The 19,825-nt window shown below is 71.5% G+C and carries 18 protein-coding genes and 1 pseudogene; 8 read left to right on the top strand and 11 right to left on the bottom strand.

Going from position 1 to position 19,825, the window contains the following annotated elements; genetic code table 11:
• Positions 1-62: 62 nt before the first annotated feature.
• Positions 63-935, top strand: coding sequence for a dihydropteroate synthase (gene folP / locus OG844_RS21515; protein ID WP_406392357.1), 873 nt, complete (start codon positions 63-65; stop codon positions 933-935).
• A gap of 34 nt (positions 936-969) precedes the next feature.
• On the opposite strand, the gene OG844_RS21520 is transcribed toward folP, so the two are convergent.
• Positions 970-1,755: a TIGR00730 family Rossman fold protein gene (locus OG844_RS21520; protein ID WP_406392359.1), complete on the bottom strand. Its 786-nt coding sequence runs from the start codon at positions 1,753-1,755 to the stop codon at positions 970-972.
• 83 nt (positions 1,756-1,838) lie between these two features.
• Positions 1,839-2,918 (bottom strand): succinyl-diaminopimelate desuccinylase, encoded by a 1,080-nt coding sequence (gene dapE / locus OG844_RS21525; protein ID WP_406392361.1) that lies wholly within the window; start codon positions 2,916-2,918, stop codon positions 1,839-1,841.
• A 61-nt stretch (positions 2,919-2,979) separates the two neighbouring features.
• Here dapE and OG844_RS21530 point away from each other — a divergent pair, with 61 nt between their 5' ends.
• On the top strand, positions 2,980-3,888 hold the full coding sequence (locus tag OG844_RS21530; protein WP_406392363.1) for a hypothetical protein: 909 nt from the start codon (positions 2,980-2,982) through the stop codon (positions 3,886-3,888).
• Between the two features lie 308 nt (positions 3,889-4,196).
• The gene (locus tag OG844_RS21535) at positions 4,197-4,544 is read left to right on the top strand and encodes an ATP-binding protein (protein WP_406392365.1); all 348 of its coding nucleotides are present in this window, start codon (positions 4,197-4,199) and stop codon (positions 4,542-4,544) included.
• Between the two features lie 78 nt (positions 4,545-4,622).
• Here OG844_RS21535 and dapC read toward each other — a convergent pair whose 3' ends face one another.
• Together dapC and fdxA are read right to left on the bottom strand one after the other, a co-directional pair.
• Positions 4,623-5,726, bottom strand: coding sequence for a succinyldiaminopimelate transaminase (gene dapC / locus OG844_RS21540; RefSeq protein ID WP_406392366.1), 1,104 nt, complete (start codon positions 5,724-5,726; stop codon positions 4,623-4,625).
• A 101-nt stretch (positions 5,727-5,827) separates the two neighbouring features.
• On the bottom strand, positions 5,828-6,148 hold the full coding sequence (fdxA, locus tag OG844_RS21545; RefSeq protein WP_014154250.1) for a ferredoxin: 321 nt from the start codon (positions 6,146-6,148) through the stop codon (positions 5,828-5,830).
• Positions 6,149-6,265: 117 nt separating this feature from the next.
• On the opposite strand from fdxA, the gene OG844_RS21550 reads away from it, so the two are divergent.
• From OG844_RS21550 to OG844_RS21565, 4 genes are all read left to right on the top strand, one after another.
• Complete coding sequence (locus tag OG844_RS21550; protein WP_406392368.1) at positions 6,266-7,279, top strand: GNAT family N-acetyltransferase; 1,014 nt, start codon at positions 6,266-6,268, stop codon at positions 7,277-7,279.
• Between the two features lie 26 nt (positions 7,280-7,305).
• Positions 7,306-8,169 carry a transglutaminase-like domain-containing protein gene (locus tag OG844_RS21555; protein ID WP_406392370.1) on the top strand — a complete coding sequence of 288 codons (864 nt, stop codon included), beginning with the start codon at positions 7,306-7,308 and terminating at the stop codon, positions 8,167-8,169.
• Between the two features lie 70 nt (positions 8,170-8,239).
• Complete coding sequence (locus OG844_RS21560) at positions 8,240-8,800, top strand: sugar O-acetyltransferase (RefSeq protein ID WP_406396211.1); 561 nt, start codon at positions 8,240-8,242, stop codon at positions 8,798-8,800.
• Positions 8,801-9,086: 286 nt separating this feature from the next.
• Positions 9,087-10,880: a coagulation factor 5/8 type domain-containing protein gene (locus OG844_RS21565; RefSeq protein WP_406392371.1), complete on the top strand. Its 1,794-nt coding sequence runs from the start codon at positions 9,087-9,089 to the stop codon at positions 10,878-10,880.
• A 133-nt stretch (positions 10,881-11,013) separates the two neighbouring features.
• Here OG844_RS21565 and OG844_RS21570 read toward each other — a convergent pair whose 3' ends face one another.
• The 7 genes and pseudogenes from OG844_RS21570 to OG844_RS21600 form a co-directional block, all read right to left on the bottom strand.
• Positions 11,014-11,451, bottom strand: a complete 438-nt coding sequence (locus tag OG844_RS21570) for a VOC family protein (protein WP_406392372.1) — start codon at positions 11,449-11,451, stop codon at positions 11,014-11,016.
• A 28-nt stretch (positions 11,452-11,479) separates the two neighbouring features.
• Positions 11,480-12,091, bottom strand: a complete 612-nt coding sequence (locus OG844_RS21575) for a response regulator transcription factor (RefSeq protein WP_406392374.1) — start codon at positions 12,089-12,091, stop codon at positions 11,480-11,482.
• Positions 12,088-13,240: pseudogene (locus OG844_RS21580) on the bottom strand (sensor histidine kinase). Before OG844_RS21580 ends, OG844_RS21575 begins: the two are co-directional and overlap by 4 nt.
• A gap of 268 nt (positions 13,241-13,508) precedes the next feature.
• The gene (locus OG844_RS21585) at positions 13,509-15,683 is read right to left on the bottom strand and encodes a hypothetical protein (protein WP_406392376.1); all 2,175 of its coding nucleotides are present in this window, start codon (positions 15,681-15,683) and stop codon (positions 13,509-13,511) included.
• A gap of 175 nt (positions 15,684-15,858) precedes the next feature.
• Positions 15,859-16,320: a DUF6113 family protein gene (locus OG844_RS21590; protein ID WP_406392377.1), complete on the bottom strand. Its 462-nt coding sequence runs from the start codon at positions 16,318-16,320 to the stop codon at positions 15,859-15,861.
• The gene (gene mshB / locus OG844_RS21595) at positions 16,317-17,228 is read right to left on the bottom strand and encodes an N-acetyl-1-D-myo-inositol-2-amino-2-deoxy-alpha-D-glucopyranoside deacetylase (protein ID WP_406392379.1); all 912 of its coding nucleotides are present in this window, start codon (positions 17,226-17,228) and stop codon (positions 16,317-16,319) included. The genes OG844_RS21590 and mshB overlap by 4 nt, the downstream gene beginning before the upstream one ends.
• A 113-nt stretch (positions 17,229-17,341) precedes the next feature.
• The gene (locus tag OG844_RS21600; protein WP_385617814.1) at positions 17,342-17,536 is read right to left on the bottom strand and encodes a hypothetical protein; all 195 of its coding nucleotides are present in this window, start codon (positions 17,534-17,536) and stop codon (positions 17,342-17,344) included.
• A gap of 166 nt (positions 17,537-17,702) precedes the next feature.
• On the opposite strand from OG844_RS21600, the gene OG844_RS21605 reads away from it, so the two are divergent.
• Positions 17,703-19,823 (top strand): alpha/beta fold hydrolase, encoded by a 2,121-nt coding sequence (locus OG844_RS21605; RefSeq protein ID WP_406392381.1) that lies wholly within the window; start codon positions 17,703-17,705, stop codon positions 19,821-19,823.
• Positions 19,824-19,825 lie beyond the last annotated feature (2 nt).

Below are 19,825 nucleotides of genomic sequence, written 5' to 3' on the forward strand. Positions count from 1 at the left end.
AGATCGTGCCATGCGGCACCGACAGTTAGGGTCGCAGGCGACCTACCGAGGAGGAACCAGGGATGCGAAGCGGTGCGCTCAGGCTTGGGCGGCGGGAATTCGGGCCGCACGAGCCCGTGATCATGGCGATCGTGAACCGGACCCCGGACTCCTTCTACGACCAGGGTGCGACGTTCCGCGACGAGCCCGCGCTCTCCCGGGTCGAGCACGCCGTGTCGGAGGGCGCCGCGATCATCGACATCGGCGGGGTGAAGGCCGGCCCCGGCGAGGAGGTGACGGCCAAGGAGGAGGCCCGCCGCACGGTCGGCTTCGTCGCCGAGGTGCGCCGCCGCCACCCGGATGTCGTGATCAGCGTGGACACCTGGCGCCACGACGTCGGCGAGGCCGTCTGCGAGGCCGGGGCGGACCTCCTGAACGACGCGTGGGGCGGCGTCGACCCGAAGCTCGCCGAGGTCGCGGCACGGTACGGGGCGGGGCTCGTGTGCACGCACGCGGGCGGCGCCGAGCCGCGGACCCGGCCGCACCGGGTCACGTACGACGATGTGATGGCGGACATCCTGCGGGTGACGGTCGGCCTCGCCGAGCGGGCCGTCGGGCTCGGGGTCAGGCCGGACGGAATCATGATCGACCCCGGTCACGACTTCGGGAAGAACACCCGGCATTCGCTGGAGGCCACGCGCAGGCTGGACGAGATGACGGCCACGGGCTGGCCGGTGCTGGTCTCGCTGTCCAACAAGGACTTCGTCGGGGAGACCCTCGACAAGCCGGTCAAGGAACGGGTGATCGGCACGCTCGCGACGACTGCCGTGTCGGCGTGGCTGGGTGCGCAGGTGTACCGGGTGCACGAGGTGGCGGAGACGCGGCAGGTCCTGGACATGGTGGCCTCCATCGCGGGCCACCGCGCACCCGCGGTGGCCCGCCGGGGACTGGCGTAGCCGAGGAGACCGGTTGGGGCGCCGGGACGGGCCCCTACCGACCGACCTCCTTGGTCACCAGCGCGACCGCCTCGTCGACGTCGTCCGTGACGTGGAACAGCAGCAGATCCGTCTCGGACGCCTTGCCCTGGGCCACCACCGTGTCCCGCAGCCAGTCCACCAGCCCGCGCCAGTAGGCCGAGCCGAACAGCACGATCGGGAAGCGCGTCACCTTGCCCGTCTGCACGAGGGTCAGCGCCTCGAACAGTTCGTCCAGCGTGCCGAGGCCTCCGGGCAGGACGACGAAGCCTTGCGCGTACTTGACGAACATCGTCTTGCGGACGAAGAAGTACCGGAAGTTGACGCCGATGTCGACATGCGGATTCAACCCGGACTCGAACGGCAGCTCGATACCGAGTCCGACGGAGACGCCCTTCGCCTCCCGGGCCCCCTTGTTCGCCGCTTCCATCGCCCCGGGGCCGCCACCCGTGATGACCGCGAACCCCGCTTCGACGAGCGCCCTGCCGATCTGGACACCCGCCTCGTAGTCCGGCCCGCCGGCCGGCGTGCGGGCGGATCCGAAGACGCTGATGGCGCTCGGCAGCTCCGCGAGGGCTCCGAAGCCCTCCACGAACTCCGACTGGATGCGCATCACGCGCCAGGGATCCGTGTGCACCCATTCGGAATCGCCCTCGGAATCCAGCAGCCGCTGATCCGTCGTGCCCGGCTGTACCTGGTCCCTGCGGCGCAGTACCGGGCCCATCCGCTGCTCCTCGGGCTTCACCGCGCCCTCAGGAACCTGCGCGCCCTCGGGGATCCGTGCGTCCTCCGGGTTGCCCATGACCTGCTCCCTCCGCCGACCTGCGATGTGCGTGTCGCTTCAGCGTAGATCGGCCGAGGTTACGAGCAGGGGAATGCGGTGAGTCAGCTGGTGAGCCAGGAGCGGAGGCGCTCCTCGCAGTGCGTGATCCGCTCGACCGCCACCTGCTCGTCCCGCTTGTGTGCGAACAGCGCGTCCCCGGGGCCGTAGTTCACCGCGGGAATGCCGAGGGAGCCGAAGCGGGACACGTCCGTCCAGCCGAACTTGGGCTGCGCCGTACCGCCGACCGCTGCCATGAACGCCTTTGCCGCCGGGTGCGAGAGACCGGGCATCGCGGCTCCGGAGTGGTCGTCGACCGTGATGCCGGCGACGCCGCAGTCCTCGAAGACCTCGCGGACGTGCGCCTCGGCCTCCTCGGCGGTGCGGTCGGGGGCGTACCGGTAGTTGACCACCACCGTGCAGGCGTCGGGGATGACATTGGTGGCGACGCCGCCCTCGATGCGTACGGCGTTGAGCCCCTCGTGGTACTCGAGCCCGTCGATGACCGGCCGGCGCGGCTCGTACGCGGCGAGCTTCGCCAGCACCGGAGCGGCGGCGTGGATCGCGTTGGACCCCATCCAGCTGCGCGCGGAGTGGGCCCGCTCCCCCTCCAGCTGCAGATGGACCCGGATCGTGCCCTGGCAGCCGCCCTCGACCTGGGCGTCGGACGGCTCCAGGAGGACGGCGAAGTCCGCGTCGAGCCAGTCGGGGTGCGCCTCGGCCACGTGTCCGAGGCCGTTGAGGTGGGCGGCGACCTCTTCGTTGTCGTAGAAGATGAACGTGAGGTCGCGGTTGGGCTCCGGTACCGTCGCCGCGATCCGCAGCTGCACGGCGACACCCGACTTCATGTCGGAGGTCCCGCACCCCCACAGCACACCGTTCTCGTCGAGCCGGGACGGGACGTTGTCCGCGATCGGCACGGTGTCGATGTGGCCGGCCAGCACGATGCGCTCGGCACGGCCCAGCCGAGTCCTCGCCACGACGTTGTTGCCGTGCCGCTCGACGGTCAGGTGCGGCAGCGGGCGCAGGGCCGCCTCGATCGCGTCGGCCAGGTCCTTCTCCTGCCCGCTGACCGACGGGAAGTCGACGAGCCTGGCTGTGAGCTCGGGTCCGTCGAGCGCGAGGTCAAGCGTGTGTCCGTCCATGGTCACGACCCTAGAGGACTTCCGTCTCGGCCCCGCCCTACCCTCCAGTACGGTGGGCTCCGTGCCCCGGACCGCCACTTCCACCCGCCGCAGCCGCTTCTTCCGTATCGCGGCGGCCTTCGCCGTGCTCGTGGCCCTGGCCGGCTATCTGGCCGTGCAGTACGTCTCCGGCAACAAGGGCGCGCCCCGCTGCACCGTGCGCTCCGCGGACGGGGACGGCACCGAGGGGCGTACGTACGAGATGAACCCCGACCAGGCCGCCAACGCCGCGACGATCTCGGCGGTGGGCACCACCCGCGGCCTGCCGGAGCGCGCGGTGACCATCGCGCTCGCGACCGCGCTGCAGGAGTCCGCGCTGCGCACCATCGACCACGGTGACCGGGACTCGCTCGGGCTCTTCCAGCAGCGTCCCTCGCAGGGCTGGGGAACGCCGGCGCAGATCATGGATCCGGTCTACTCGTCCGGGGAGTTCTACGAGCACCTCGCCGAGGTTCCGGGCTACTCGCGGCTGCCGCTGACCGTCGCCGCGCAGCGGGTGCAGAAGAGCGGGTTTCCCCAGGCGTACGCCAAGCACGAGCCGGATGCCGCGCTGCTGGCCGCCGCGCTGACCGGACGCGCGCCCGCCTCGCTGAGCTGCACGCTGTCGAAGGCGGCCACGCCCGGGGACGCTGCCGAGGTGCGGACCGAACTGGTACGCGCCTTCGGCGAGGACGTCCTGCCGGCTGCCGGGGCTGCCGGGGCCTCGGCCGCGGGCACGATCTCGGTGCCCGTGCGGTCCACCGTGAAGACCGCCGCGGACACGGCACCCCGGCGCGGCTGGGAGCTGGCCCACTGGGCGGTCGCCCGGGCCGACGCGCTGCGGATCGACGAGGTCTCGTATGCCGGCCGGGAGTGGAGCGCCGAGACGGGCTGGCGGACGGAACGTGAGGAATCGGGCACTACAGAGGTCCGAATGCGGCTCGCGCAGTAGTACGGAGAGTCGCCCGTACGGGCCGTCCGACCCTTCCCCCGACCCCCCTTGCGCCACCCTTCCCACGAGCCCGGCCCACCCCCGGAATTCCTTGCGAACACAGGGAAGTGACGGTTCGGCCGACGCCGACGCGATGCATGTTTTGCCCGGGTTCCTCCGTTGCGGATTATCTGACGCATTACTCAGTCTTTGCCTTCGCGGACCGCAACCTTCCCTGCCCTTGGACCGGTTGTCAGTGCGTCCGGATCACCGGACAGGCAGATTCCACATCTGCCGAGAACCCGTTGTAGTCCCGTCGAAGGAGCATCATGTCCCTCCCCCTGACCCGTCGGATCGCCCGTGCCGCGCTGCTGATCGCCGCAGGCGCGGCACCCGTGGTCGGTGCGGCCGGTGCCGCAGGTGCCGCGGGGCTCCCGCAGACCCCTGCCCTGGGCGGCCTGACCACGCTCGACGGTGCCGGCGTGAGCAGCACGCTCGACTCCGCCTCGAAGCAGGGCACCGGAGCGGCGAACGAGACCGGCGGCAAGGTCGTCGGCACGACCCTCCCGGTCGCCGGTCAGACCCTCGAGAAGGCCGGCACCGTGGCAGGCGGCGAACTGGCGAACGACACCCTGGCGACCGATGGTCTCCCCACCGGCGCCCTGCCGATCGGCTGAACCACCCGCACGAACACGGCACTGATGCGCCGATGGGCCTCGGGAGTGCGCACTCCCGAGGCCCATCGGCGCATCGAGTCAGGACAGCCGCTTGACCGCCGCGGCCACCCGTTCGTCCGTGGCCGTCAGCGCCACCCGTACGAAGCGGTCCCCGGCCGGCCCGTAGAAGTCGCCCGGCGCCACCAGGATGCCGAGCCCGGCGAGGTACGCCACGGTCTCCCAGCACGGCTCGTCGCGCGTGGCCCACAGGTAGAGGCTCGCCTCGCTGTGCTCGATCCGGAAACCGTGGGCCTCCAGCGCCTCCCGCAGGACCGTGCGCCGCCGCGCGTACCGGGCCCGCTGCTCGGCCACGTGCGTGTCGTCGGCCAACGCCGCGACGGTCGCCGCCTGGACCGGCGCCGGGGTCATCATCCCGCCGTGCTTGCGGATCAGGAGCAGTTCGCCGAGGACGGCCGCGTCGCCCGCGACGAAGGCCGCCCGGTACCCGGCGAGGTTGGAGCGCTTGGAGAGCGAGTGGACGGCGACGATTCCCTCGAACGAGCCGCCGCAGATGTCCGGGTGGAGCACGGAGACGGGCTCGGCCTCCCAGCCGAGCTCCAGGTAGCACTCGTCGCTGAAGACCAGCACGCCGCGCTCACGCGCCCAGGCGACGATCCGGGCCAGCTCGTCCTTGGGCAGGACGCGGCCGGTCGGGTTGGACGGCGAGTTGAGCCAGAGCAGCCTGAGGCCGGCCGGGTCCAGCTCGGTGGGGTCGTCGTAGACGACGGGCTCGGCGCCGCAGAGCCGCGCGCCGACCTCGTACGTCGGGTAGGCGAGCCTCGGGTAGGCCACCTTGTCCCCCGGGCCGAGACCGAGCTGGGTCGGCAGCCAGGCCACCAGCTCCTTGGAGCCGACGACCGGCAGGACGTTCTCGTGCTCCACACCGACGGCGCCGAGCCGGCGCTCCACCCAGCCGGTCAGGGCGTCGCGCAGGGCTACGGTCCCCCATACCGTCGGGTAGCCGGGGCTGTCGGCGGCGCTGATCAGCGCCTGCTGGATCAGCTCGGGCACCGGGTCGACGGGGGTGCCGACGGACAGGTCGACGATGCCGTCCGGGTGGGCAGCCGCCGTCGACTTGTAGGGCGTGAGCTTGTCCCAGGGGAAGACCGGGAGCCGGGAGGAGACGGGGACTGCTGCAGACACGGATCTCTGCTTTCTCGTACGTGGACGTGCGTGCCGGGAAACGCCTCGGTCCCGCACGGTGACGAGCCGTACGGGACCGGGCGACGCTCGTGCGGCCGCTGCTACTGGTTCTGCGGCGGCAACGCGGCGATGAAGGCGTGGTCGCGCTCGATGAGGCCCAGCTTGGAGGCGCCACCGGGCGAACCGAGGTCGTCGAAGAACTCGACGTTCGCCTTGTAGTAGTCCTTCCACTCCTCCGGGGTGTCATCCTCGTAGAAGATGGCTTCCACCGGGCAGACCGGCTCACAGGCTCCGCAGTCGACGCATTCGTCCGGATGAATGTACAAGGACCGTGAGCCCTCATAGATGCAGTCGACGGGGCACTCTTCGATGCAGGCCTTGTCCTTTACGTCGACACAAGGCTGCGCGATGACGTAGGTCACGCTGTCGTTCCTCCTCGGTAGGGCGTTGGCTCTCGCGCGGGAGCGCGGCGTCGTCGATGCCCGCATCTAGTATCTCCGTTCCGGGGCACGATCCGAACAGGAGGGGCGTACTGAGCTATGGAGTTCACCATCAGCGGACGGCTTGAGGTACGCATGACAGCTGCTGACGTGGGCAAACGCGTGTCCGTCCGCCAACTGATCAGTGCCCCCGGTGAGACCCCGAAGTTCACGGACACGGTCGGGGTTCTCACATCGTGGGACAACGAGGTGCTCTCCATCACGCCCCGGAGCGGCGAGAGTGTCCACATAGCGGAATCGTCGCTGGTGGCGGGCAAGGTGGTGCCCTCCGCGCCGGCCCGCCGTCGTGGCCCCGCCGCCTCGTTCGACGAACTCGCGCGCGTCGCCGCGCGCGCCTGGCAGCCCGTGGAGAGCGAGCCGCTGGGCGACTGGCAGCTGCGCGCCGCCGCCGGGTTCACCCGCCGCGCCAACTCCGTACTCCCGCTCGGCGATCCCGGACTCCCGCTCGACGCGGCGCTGGAGCACATCCTGGGGTGGTACCGGGAGCGCGGCCTGCCCGCGTACATCCAGACCGCCACAGGTGCGCAGGACACGCAGGAGCAGCTCTGTGCGGCGCTGGAGGAGCACGGATGGCGGCGCGAGGTGTCGGCCGAGATGCGGATCGGGGCGCTCGCGCCGGTCGGCGACCTGGATGCGGACGTCTCGGCGGTGCGGCTCGCCCGTGGGACGGACGATGCGTGGCTCTCCCGGTACCAGCGCTTCGGCGCCCCGGGACACACCCCGGGCGGCGAGGTGCTGAAGGTGCTCGGCAGCGGCCCCTCGGTGTGGTTCGCCACCGTGCCGGGCGAGGGTGCCGACGGGGCGCCCGCCGCCGTCGGACGCTGTGTCGTGGACGGCCGCTGGGCGGGGTTCATGGCTGTGGAGGTGGGCGCCGAGTACCGGCGCCGGGGTCTGGCCACGGCCGTGATGACCGCGCTGGCCCGCAAGGCGCTGGACGAGGGGGCGTCGGCTTCGTGGCTCCAGGTCGAGACGGACAACGACGGTGCGCGTGCGCTGTACGACGGCATGGGCTTCGCCACCCACCACCGGTACCACCACTTCCGGTCCGCCTAGCGGGAACAACAGGGGATTAGTCGTATATGAGCGCTCAGGATTCCGGTGCGGCCGAACGCCGGCGGCAGTTCGCCGACGAGGCCCGCGCGGAGAGGCCGGACCTCGCGCTGCTCTGCCTGCTGGTGGGCGCCGAGGCGGGATTCCCGGCGGCGGCCGACTCCCGGCCCTCCGCCGATCCGTACGGCATCGACGCCGCGCAGATCGAGCTGGACCGGCTGGCGGGGCTCCTGCCGTACGGTGTGCGCAGCGCGGCCGCATGGGCGTCCGCGCTCGGAGAACTGCTCGGCGGGCAGTGCGGTTTCGCCGGTTCGTCCGCCGACTACCAGCGGCTGGAGTCCTCACTGCTCCAGCAGGTGCTGCTGCGCCGCCGGGGCCTGCCGATCCTGCTCTCCGTGGTCTGGACCGAAGTGGCGCGGAGGGCGGGGGCACCCGTGTACGGGGTGGCCCTGCCGGGGCACTTCGTGGTCGGGTTCGGCGATCCCTCGGAACGGGTACTGGCCGATCCGTTCGCCGGCGGTGTGCCGTTGAGCGGCGAGGACGCAGAGCTGATGGTGGCGGGGGCGACCGGCGCACCGCTCGAGGCCTCGATGCTGGCGCCCGCGGGGCCGCTGGAGACCGTGCTGCGGATCCTGAACAACATCAGGGCCTGGGCCGCGGCCCGCCCCGAGCGCACGGACGTGGCGCTGTGGGCGCTCGAACTCTCCCTGCTGCTTCCCTCGCACCCGGCCAGGCTCCGCTACGAGCGGGCCCAGCTCCTCGTGCAGCGCGGGGAGTTTCTGCGCGGGGCTGCGGAGATGGAGGAGTACGCCCAGGTCGTCGACGCGATCGAACCCACTGCGGCACAGGCGATCCGCGACCGCGCCCGGGCCGCCCGGGCGCTGCTGAACTAGTGTCCTTCGCCCTGAAGGGGCGAACGCGGACAGCTGAAGGGCTTACGACGTGACCAGTCAGAAGGAAGCCATGCTCGCCGGCGAGCCGTACATCGCCGACGACCCCGAGCTCGCCGCCGACGCGCTGCGCGCGGCCGTGCTGAGCGAGCGGTTCAACTCCGCTCCGGCCGCCGACCCCGAGGCCCGGCGGGCTGCCCTCGCCGAACTGCTGGACGAGCTGGGCGAGGGCGTGGAGGTCCGGGCCCCGCTCCGGGTGGACTACGGCTACGGAATCTCGATCGGCGCCCGCACGTTCGTCAACTTCGGTGCCGTGTTCCTCGACGTCGCCCGCATCACGATCGGCACCGACGTCCAGATCGGCCCGAACGTCCAGCTCCTCACGCCCACCCACCCGGTGGCCCCGGAGGCCCGCCGGGCCAAGTGGGAGGCGGCGCAGCCCATTACGATCGGCGACAACGTCTGGCTCGGTGGCGGGGTGATCGTCTGCCCGGGGGTGACGATCGGCGAGAACACGGTGGTCGGCGCGGGAGCGGTGGTCACCAAGGATCTGCCCGCCGATGTCGTGGCGGTGGGCAATCCGGCCCGCGTGATCCGCGAGATCGGGACCGCCCAGGACACGGACGCCGGGTGACGGCGTGCCCGTCGGAGCGTGAAGCCGCGAAGATCACCCCGGACGGGGCCCGACCTGCGTCGTCATCCTGTGAAGTCACCGACGCCGCGAACTGATCCCATAGCGGGTCAATTGCCTTTCCACATCGGTTAATTGTGGCGTCATCAGCACACAGCTGAGGCTTCTGATGCACACCTCTTGACGTGTCCGGACCAATGGCGGTTACATCGCCGACACGAGAGAGCGCTCTCTCGCCTCTCTCGGACGTTCGTCGTGCACCCGTACCACGACTCAGGAGATGTACTTCATGCAAGCTCCCCCCACGAGCCCCACCGGCCGGACCGCCCCCCACAGGCGCCGCCGCTTCCGGGCCCTCGGCTTCGCGGCGCTCGCCGTGTCGCTCCTCATGGCGGTCCCCGCCACCCAGACGGCCTTCGGCGAGGGCGTCCAGGAGGTGCCCGGCGGCGGTGACCTCGGCCCCAACGTCCTGGTCTTCGACCCGTCGACCCCGAACATCCAGGGCAAGGTCGACGAGATCTTCAAGAAGCAGGAGTCGGCCCAGTTCGGAACCGACCGCTACGCGCTGATGTTCAAGCCGGGCACGTACGACAACATCAACGCCCAGATCGGCTTCTACACCTCCATCGCCGGTCTCGGCCTCGACCCCGACGACACCACCTTCAACGGTGACGTGACCGTGGACGCCGGCTGGTTCAACGGCAACGCCACCCAGAACTTCTGGCGTTCGGCCGAGAACCTCGCCCTCAACCCGGTCAGCGGCACCAACCGCTGGGCCGTCTCCCAGGCCGCCCCCTTCCGCCGCATGCACGTCAAGGGCGGGCTCAACCTCGCGCCCGACGGATACGGCTGGGCCAGCGGCGGCTACATCGCCGACAGCAAGATCGACGGCCAGGTCGGCCCCTACTCGCAGCAGCAGTGGTACACCCGCGACAGCTCCATCGGCAGCTGGGGCAACGGCGTCTGGAACATGACGTTCTCCGGAGTCGAGGGCGCGCCTGCGCAGAGCTTCCCCGAGCCGCCGTACACCACGCTCGAGACCACTCCGGTCTCCCGCGAGAAGCCCTTCCTCTACCTCGACGGCGCCGACTACAAGGTCTTCGTCCCCGCCAAGCGCACCGACGCGCGCGGCACCACCTGGGGCAACGGCACCCCGCAGGGCGAGTCGATTCCGCTGAGCCAGTTCTACGTCGTCAAGCCCGGCGCGACCGCCGAGACCATCAACGCGGCCGTGGAGCAGGGGCTGCACCTGCTGTTCACGCCGGGTGTCTACCACGTCGACCGGACGATCAACATCAACCGGGCGGACACCGTGGCCCTCGGCCTGGGGCTCGCCACGATCATCCCGGACAACGGGGTGACCGCGATCAAGGTCGGTGACGTCGACGGTGTGAAGCTGGCCGGTCTGCTGATCGACGCGGGTCCGGTCAACTCCGAGACGCTCGTCGAGGTCGGCCCCGAGGGCGCCTCCGCCGACCACTCGGCCAACCCGACGTCGCTCCAGGACGTGTTCGTGCGCATCGGTGGCGCCGGCCCCGGCAAGGCGACCACCAGCATCGTCGTCAACAGCGACGACACGATCGTCGACCACACCTGGGTGTGGCGCGCCGACCACGGCGAGGGTGTCGGCTGGGAGACCAACCGGGCGGACTACGGCGTCCATGTGAAGGGCGACGACGTGCTGGCCACCGGGCTGTTCGTCGAGCACTTCAACAAGTACGACGTGCAGTGGTCCGGCGAGAACGGCAGGACGATCTTCTTCCAGAACGAGAAGGCGTACGACGCCCCCGACCAGGCCGCCATCCAGAACGGCGACGTCAAGGGGTACGCCGCCTACAAGGTCGACGACTCGGTCACCACCCACGAGGGCTGGGGCATGGGCAGTTACTGCTACTACAACGTCGACCCGACCATTCAGCAGCACCACGGGTTCCAGGCACCGGTGAAGCCAGGTGTGAAGTTCCACGACCTGCTCGTGGTGTCCCTGGGCGGCAAGGGACAGTACGAACACGTCATCAACGACACCGGATCCCCCACCTCCGGTGACACCACCGTCCCCTCACAGGTGGTCTCCTTCCCGTAGCCGCGAACAGAAGGAACGGGGCCCGGCCGCGGCTGCGGCCGGGCCCCGTTCCTTCTGCCCGGTACCGCGCACCGCGGTACCTTCTGCCTCGGTTACGGGCGAAGCGGCCCGTAACCGAGGCGCGAGGCCGAAGTCAGACCAGGCAGAACTCGTTGCCCTCCGGGTCCGCCAACATCACATGGTCGGGCCTGCCCTGCACGTCGTACTCCGCGACCACCGTCGCACCGGCGGCCGTCAGCCGCTCCCGGGCCTCGACGACCCGCGGCCACCGCACCTCCCAGGGTGTCTCGCGGCCGCCTCCGGCCTGCACGTCCAAGTGCACCCGGTTCTTGGCCGCCTTGGGCTCCGGGACCTTCTGGAACGACAGGGCGGGGCCCACACCGTCCGGGTCGGCCAGATAGGCACCGTCGTCCCATTCGTCCTGCGGGATGTCGTGGTGGGCGAACCATTCCTCCCAGCTCGCGAACCCGGCGGGCGGGGGCTTCTCCACGTAGCCGAGCGCCAGCGCCCAGAACCGCGCCAGTTCCGCGGGACGCGCGCAGTCGATCGTCAGGTTCCACCTGGTGGACATGGTTCCCTTCCTCCGGCCGGCCCCGGTCCTAGAGCCAGCCCTTCTCGCGGGCGATCCGGACGGCCTCCGCTCGGTTGCGGGCCGCCATCTTCTGGATCGCCGTGGACAGATAGTTGCGTACGGTCCCGTGCGAGAGGTGCAGCGCATCCGAGATCTCCGCGTTGGTGGAGCCGTCCGCCGCCACCCGCAGCACATCGCGCTCGCGTTCGGTCAGCGGGCTCGCACCGTCGGCGAGCGCGGCTGCCGCAAGAGCCGGGTCGATGACCCGCTCGCCCGCGAGCACCTTGCGTACGGCTGCGGCGAGCTGGGACGCCGGGGCGTCCTTGACGAGGAACGCGTCCGCGCCCGCCTCCATGGCCCGGCGCAGATAGCCGGGGCGTCCGAAGGTGGTGACGACGACGATCTTGACGCCGGGCAGCTCGCGGTGGAGCTCGGCGGCCGCCTCGATCCCTGTACGACCGGGCATCTCGATGTCGAGGAGGGCGACGTCGACGCGGTGTTCGCGTGCCGCGTCCAGCACCTCGTCGCCGCGGGCCACCTGGGCGACCACCTCGATGTCCGGCTCCAGGCCCAGCAGTGCGGCGAGGGCCTCGCGCACCATGGACTGGTCCTCGGCGAGGAGGAGTCTGATCATGCTCATTCGGTGGATCCTAGGCCTGAACCGACGAGAACGCGCAGGGTCAGTGCGAAGCCCTTGCCCGGGGCGGGTCCGCCGCCGGCCGGTCCCGTGACGAGTGTCCCCTCGACCGCGGCCAGGCGCTCGGCGATGCCGGTGAGCCCGTTGCCCGCCTGCGGGCCCGGGGCGCCGCGCCCGTCGTCGGCGACGACGAGTTCGAGCAGGGGCCCGTCGAGGGTCTGGCGCCGGGTGAGGGTGATCGTGCAGCGCCGGGCACCGCTGTGGCGCACGACGTTCGTCACCGCCTCCCGCATGCCCCAGGCGAGCACCTCCTCCGGCTCCTCGGGCACGCACTCGGGGGCATCGGCCCGTATGTCCGCGGTGATGCCCGCTGCGGCAAGTGCGGTACGGGCCCCTGCCAGTTCGCCGGGCAACGTCGGCCGCCGGTAGCCGGTGACCGCGCTGCGCACGTCCACGAGGGCCTGCCTGCTGACCCGTTCGATGTCGGCGACCTGCTCGGCCGCCCGGTCGGGGTGCTCGGGCAGCAGCCGGCCCGCTCTTGAGCGAGATCAGGGAGAGCGAGTGCCCTACCAGGTCGTGCGGATCGCGGGCGAGCCGCAGGCGTTCCTCGTTGGCGGCGAGCTGGGCGACGGTCGCACGGGCCTCGCGCAGCTGGACGGTCGTACGGATCAGCTGCCGTACGCCGGTCATGGCGAATCCGCCGAGAAGCGCGGGGAAGACGAGCGCGGTGACGGTCTCACGGGCATCGTGCAGGGTGAGCCCGGTCCCCGCCATCACGGCGACGACCAGAGGGATCAGCAGGCGCGAGTACCGGATCGGCAGCGTGGCGCCTGCCGAGACGCAGACGTATACGAACAGGACGAGTCACGGGACCCCGAACGTCAGCGCGAGGAGTACGGCGAGGGCGCCGAGGAAGGCGATCGTGGACAGGACGCGCTGCCGTCCCAGGGCCTTCGACGTCTGCCGGAAGACCAGTACGAGGTAGACCCCGACGAAGACCACGAGGCCCAGGGCACCCAGCGCGCGTGCCCACCCGGTGTGGTCCCCGTCGAGGAGGTCCTTCACCGGTGCGCTCATGAACGCCAGCCAGATACCGATCCACAGCAGCTTGACGGCGAACTGGTGCCTGCCCTGCGGCGGGCCCGCCGTCACCGCGTACGTCTCGTCGTCGTCACTCACGCCCGCACGGTGTCCTTCCGGTACGCATGGGTGGGCAGCGGTGATCGGCCGAATCGCGTCACCGCTCGCAAAGTAGCCGACGGCGACGCCGGGCGCGGCGGGGATCAGCGATCCCGCCAGGGCACCGCCGCCCGGACCGACGTCCCGGCCGGGCGGTGAGCGGGGCAGCGACGGCCACCGGACCGGAACACGGCACCGCCCCTGCCCGGAGTCCGGACAGGGGCGGAGAGGTTGCGTCCGGTCAGCCCTCGCCGCCGAGGTTGATCGCGACGGTGCGCTCGGCGGGGGTCTTGCCGAGCAGCGCGGTCTGCATGGCCTGGGCCACGTCGGTGGCGCTGACCTCGTGCTGCTTCCCGTCGCCCTTGGTGACCATGATGCCGTCGAAGACACCGTCCAGCAGGGTGTCGATCGCTTCCCTGTCGTAGACCGCGACCAGCTTGCCGTCGACCGGCTTCATGGACAGGATCTGCGGCAGGGACCTCGCGGGACCGAAGTCGATCTGCTTGGGACCGGCCTTGATGGTGACCAGCCCGGACATCGCCGGCTCGGCGAACTCCTTCATGGCCCGGTCCAGTTCGGCCTTGGTGATCGTGGGCTGGGTGGTGGCGACGGGCAGTTCGACGACGGCTGCCTCACCGGTCTGGACCTGCGCGCGGTAGGCATCGCGAACGGAGATCATCGACCGGTTGACGTCCAGCGCCTTGCCGGCCTTGCCGGGGACGGCCACGGCCTTGTTCGGCTCGAACCTGATCGTGCCGTCGTTGGCGGAGCCGGAGACACCCGCCAGGTCGGTCAGCGCCACCCCGAGCTTCTCCTCGTCGACCGGGATCACCGGGTCGGCCGGGCGTGCCCCGCCGAACAGGGAGCCGATCACCGAGACCGGGTTGTAGTCGCTGCCCGCGGCGCCGCGGACAGTCTCCTGGCTGTCCAGGGTGAGACCGGCCTTGTCCGGGGCGAGCTTCTGCTCCTTGCCGTCCACGGAGAGCTGGAGGGGCGCCTCGGCGCGCTTCCCGAGGGCGGTCTCGAGCTTGGTGACCGCCTCCTCCTTCGTGCCGCCGCCGATGTCGACGCCGAGGACGGTGGTGCCCTTGGGGACCTCGGAGTGGTTCATCAGCAGTCCGGCGCCGTAGGCGATGCCGAGCAGCGCGAAGACGCCCGCACCCAGGAGGACCAGCTTGGAACGGCCCTTCTTCGCGGGAGGTGCGGCCTTCGGTACGGGCCGGGGTGCCGGAGCGGGCGCCTGGTGGCCAGGACCCGCCGGTCCGCTGCCCATGGGGCCGTCGGACCCCAGATCCGCGCGGGGGCCGCCGGGGGCACCCGGGCCCCCGGGGAACGGCGGACGGGAGTCGGCCGGAACGACGGGGATGCCGCTGGTGAGGGTGTCACCGGAGACATGGCCGGCGGAGCCGGGACCGGGGGCCGCGGCCTGCGGGGTCAGGATCGCCGTGTCGTCGGACATCCGCGGCGGTACGCCGCCGGGTCCACCCGGGCCGGACGGACCGCCGGGACCGAAGGGACCGCCGGGGCCACCCTGGGACGGACCGCCGGGACCGAGAGGACCGCCGGGACCGCCCTGGGACGGACCGCCGGGCCTGGGGCCTGCCGGGCCGCCGGGACCCGCCGTGCCGCCCATGCCGGGCATGCCGTCGAGGTTCGGCGTCAGGGACGAACTGCCCGTGACCGGACCGTTGGTCGGACCGGACGGACCCGGTGTGCGCACCCCGAGATTCGGCGTGGAGCGCGGCCCGCCGGGAATGTCCGCGTCGATGTCGTCGAGGGCACTGCGCCCGGGGCGCGGGGCGCCCGGTTGCGGACCGTCCGAGAAGTACGGCGGTTCGGCGCGGGGCGGTGTCTGCGCCGGGCCCTGCCCGCCGCCCGTGGCGGACGCACCGGCAGGGGGGCCTGCAGGGCCGGGGGCCGCTGCGCCGGGGGCCGGCGCCGGGTTCTTGCGCGGCGCGAACCAGTCGCTGCCGCCCTTCTCCTTGGCCGGCTTCTCGGCGGATGCCTCGGCGGCCTGGCCGTCCCGGGCGTCCGGGCCGGAACCGCCGCGCTCGCCGGCGCCCGCCGCGGCACCGGACGACGGCGCGGGCGCGCCGGGCCTCGGTGTGCTGCCCGTGCGCTCGGGGTCCGGGCGGCCGCCGGAGGCACCGGTGTCACTCATCGGCGTACGCACGACGACAGGCGGGATCGGACGCGAACCCGGGATGTTGATCCGGATGCGCGTCGTCAGCGTCGTCTCGGTTCTGGGCTCCTCCGGCCGAGGCGGATCCACAGGCTCCGGAGTCTCCTCCGGCCCGTCCTGAGACGGGTGCAGCGACGGATACTGGCGTGATCCGTACGGCGGCGTACCCGACGGGTACGCGGCTCCGCCGCGCCCCTGGGGCCCGGAGGACGAACTGTCAGTTTCACGACTCAAAGCAGGTTCTCCCGATTGGCTCCGCCGCCCGTACTTCCCCCATGCCGCAGGCCAGGGGACGGCTCGGCGCGCGCACCACCATACTGGCCGCCGCCGACAGACTCTCCGCCCGCGGGGAAAACAAGGATGCACCCGTCACCGTGGAGGGGGGCAATCCGGGAGCGGATGTGGCACATCACGTGCCCGGTCGGCCGGTGTTGGTGGCCGAATAAGGCAACCGCGACAGGGTGGCACACATCACAGCGACACCCATGCCGCCGAGCATGAAGAGCGTCAGACCGATCTCGTCACCGAAGACGTAGTCGCCCTCGGGACGGCCGCTGAGCAGGACGACGACGGCGATGAACCAGCCCACGGCCGGTGCCAGCGCCCCGAACTGGTTACGGGCCAGCACCCGGCCCCCGTAGAACAGTCCGGCCGACGCGGCGAGCGCGAGCAGCAACCCTCCCGGGAACAGGCCCGCTTGGACGAGTGCGCCCGCGAGACCGACGACGGCGCCCAGCACCGCGAGACCGACGTACAGGGCGATCCGTGCGAGGTCGAGGGGTGCGGCGGGACCGGTCGGCTCGTGGCCTCTGGGCGGCGCGTTGGTGCGCGGCGACTGCGATGCGGCCCGCGGTCTCTGCCTGCTGCTCATGCCTGTGCTCCCGGTGCCGCCGCCACGTCCGGCACGCCTGCGAAGAGGTCGTGCTCCCGGGCATCATCGTCCCTGCCGCGGGTTCCGCGCACCAACTGGTAGTACTCGGTGGTGAAAACGGGCTGCCCCAGGTCGTTCGACAGTGCGAAGAACGGCCCGTCCACGGCGATCTGGGTGGCATGCGCGCTCATCGCCGCGGTCTTCGCGGCGGCGTACGCCGAGCCGTCGATCTCCGCCGTGATCTCGGCGTCGTCCACCACGCCGGGCACGTCGTCGACGGCGGCGATCCCCGGGAAGGCGTCCGGGGCGGCCTCCCGAAGCCGGGCGAAGGCCTCCTCCGCCACGGAGCGCGGCACCCGGTTCCAGTAGATCTTCGCGATCGCGTGCGGGTCACCGGTGCCGTACCCGGGATCCGCCGCCAGCTCGGCCGCGCGCATCGCGACGCGGTGTGCCTGGATGTGGTCGGGGTGGCCGTAGCCGCCGTCGGGGTCGTAGGTGACCAGGACCTGGGGGCGCACGGAGCGGATCACCTCGACGAGGTGCGCGGCCGCGCCGTCCGGGTCCGCGTCCCAGAAGGCGCCGGGCCTGTGGTTCTGCTCGGTGCCCATCATTCCGGAGTCGCGGAAGCGGCCGGGGCCGCCCAGGAAGCGGTGGTCGGTGACCCCGAGCTCCTTCATCGCGGCGGTGAGTTCACCGACGCGATGGGCGCCCAGGGCGTCGTCGCGGTCTGCGGCCAGGTGCGCCAGGTCCGGCGGGATGACCTCGCCCTCCTCGCCGAGCGTGCACGTCACCAGGGTGACGTGGGCGCCCTCGGCCGCGTACCTGGCCATGGTGGCGCCGTTGTTGATCGACTCGTCGTCGGGGTGCGCGTGCACCAGGAGCAGACGGCGGGCGGGAAGGTCCTTCATGGGTCCACCCTACGAGCCCTCCCCCGTGCGGGCCGACCCCCCACCGGCCGGGGTGGCCGGACAGACCGGCCACGCCCCCCACGTCCGCCCCGCCCGCGCCCCCGCGCCGGCCCTCAGAACTTGATGCCCCCGATCATGCCTGCCACGTTCGACGTCACCTCCGAGATGGTCGGCGCGATCGACGAGCTCGCAAGATAGAACCCGAGCAACACGCAGACCACCGCATGTCCGCCCTTCAGTCCGGATTTCCGGACCAGCAGGAAGACGACGATCGCCAGCAGCACCACCGCCGAAATCGAGAGTGCCACGGCGGTTCACCTCCATCAGTACGGTCGGGACGGGCAGCACACATGGAGCCAGCAGGTTCATACCCACCGAGCGCTACGGATCATAACTATCCGTGCCAACGCATTGATCGGGGCACAGCAGCACGAGGGGCGCACGTGCGGCTCCCTCCGGGCTAGGTTCGGAGCCATGACCTCGCAGAAGTTGTCCTTCGCCCGCCAGCACGCCCGGACCCAGCGGTTCACTCTGGGCGCACCCCGGGCCTTCACCGTCTCACCGGATGGGACGCGGGTGGTCTTCCTCCGCTCGGCGTCCGGCACGGACCGGGCGAACCGTCTCTGGGTGCTGGACCCGGCAACCGGCGAGGAGCGGATCGCCGCCGACCCCGAGGCCCTGCTGGGGGGTTCGACCGAGAAGCTGTCGCCGCAGGAGCGGGCCAGGCGGGAACGGGCGCGGGAGGGTTCGGCGGGCATCGTCGGCTACGCGGTGGACGATGCGGCCGAGTTGGCGGCGTTCGCCCTCTCCGGCAAGGTGTACGTGGCCGAGTTGCGGGCCGGCACGGCGCGCGCGCTGCCGGTTCCGGGCCCGGTGATCGACCCGCGCCCCTCCCCGGACGGCAGGCACATCGCCTATGTCAGCCGCGGCGCGCTGCGGGTCGTGGGGGCGGCGGGCGACGGGGACCGTCCTGTCGCCGAGCCGGAGGACGCGCACACCTCGTACGGCCTCGCCGAGTTCGTGGCGGCCGAGGAGATGAGCCGCTACCGGGGCTTCTGGTGGTCGCCCGAGTCGGACCGCCTGCTGGTCGCCCGGGTCGACGACAGCGCCGTACAGCGGTGGTGGATCGCCGACCCCGCGCACCCGGGCAGCAAGCCCGCCGAGGTCGGCTATCCGGCCGCGGGGACGGCCAATGCCGAGGTGCGGCTCTTCGTGATGGGCCTGGACGGGGCACGTACCGAGATCGTCTGGGACCGGACCCGCTTCCCGTACCTGGCCCGGGTGCACTGGTCGTCGAACGGCGCCCCGCTGCTCCTGGTACAGGCCCGTGACCAGCGCAGTCAGCTGCATCTGGCCGTCGACACGGAGAGCGGAACGACCCGTACGGTGCATGTCGACGGGGACGCGGTCTGGCTTGATCTTTTCGGTGGTGTGCCCGCGTGGGCGCCGGACGGACGGCTCGTGCGGATCGCGGACGAGGGCGGTGCGCGGGTGCTGTCGGTCGGTGACCGGCCGCTGACCGGGGCTCAGCTGCACATCCAGTCGGTGCTGGACATCGGGGATTCGGACATCCTGGTGTCGGCGACAGCGGGTGAGAAGGCGGCGGATCCGGAGACCGGGCAGAGCCATGTGTACCGGGTGAACGAGCTGGGCGTCGAGCGCGTCTCCGAGGGCGTGGGGGTGCACTCCGCGGTGCGTTCGGGCGGAGTGACGGTGCTGCTCTCGGCGTCCCTGGAGCACCCCGGAACGGCGGTACGGGTGCTGCGGGACGGCAGGCGGACCGCCACAGTCGCCAGCCACGCCCAGGAGCCTGTCCTGACGGCCCGGGTGCAGCTGACGGAGGGGGGCGCACAGAGGATTCCGTGCGCCGTGCTGCTCCCCTCCGGCTACGAGGAGTCCGACGGTCCCCTCCCGGTCCTGATGGACCCGTACAGCGGTCCGCACGGCCGGCGGGTCGTCGCCGCGCACAACGCGCATCTCACGTCCCAGTGGTTCGCCGACCAGGGGTTCGCCGTGATCGTCGCGGACGGCCGCGGCGCACCGGGGCGTTCGCCCGGCTGGGAGAAGGCGGTCAGGGACGACTTCACCCTCACCCTGGACGACCAGATCGAGGCCCTGCACTCACTGGCCGGACGGTTCCCGCTGGACCTCTCGAAGGTGGCGATGCGCGGCTGGTCCTACGGCGGCTACCTGTCGGCGCTCGCGGTGCTGCGGCGCCCCGACGTCTTCCACGCCGCCGTCGTGGGCGCCCCGGTGACGGACTGGCGGCTGTACGACACCCACTACACGGAGCGCTATCTCGGCGACCCCGCGGCGCAGCCCGAGGTGTACGCGTACAACTCCCTGGTGACGGACGAGGGGCTCTCCCGACCCGCCGACGAGGTACGGCCGATGATGATCGTCCACGGTCTGGCCGACGACAACGTGGTCGTCGCCCACGCGCTGCGCCTGTCGTCGGCGCTGCTGTCCGCGGGGCGGCCGCACGAGGTGCTGCCGCTGAGCGGGGTGACGCACATGACGCCCCAGGAGCAGGTGGCGGAGAATCTGCTCCTGCTCCAGGTGGACTTCCTCAGGCGGTCGCTGGGGCTGTCGTAGGC

Source organism: Streptomyces sp. NBC_00887 (genome assembly GCF_045207585.1).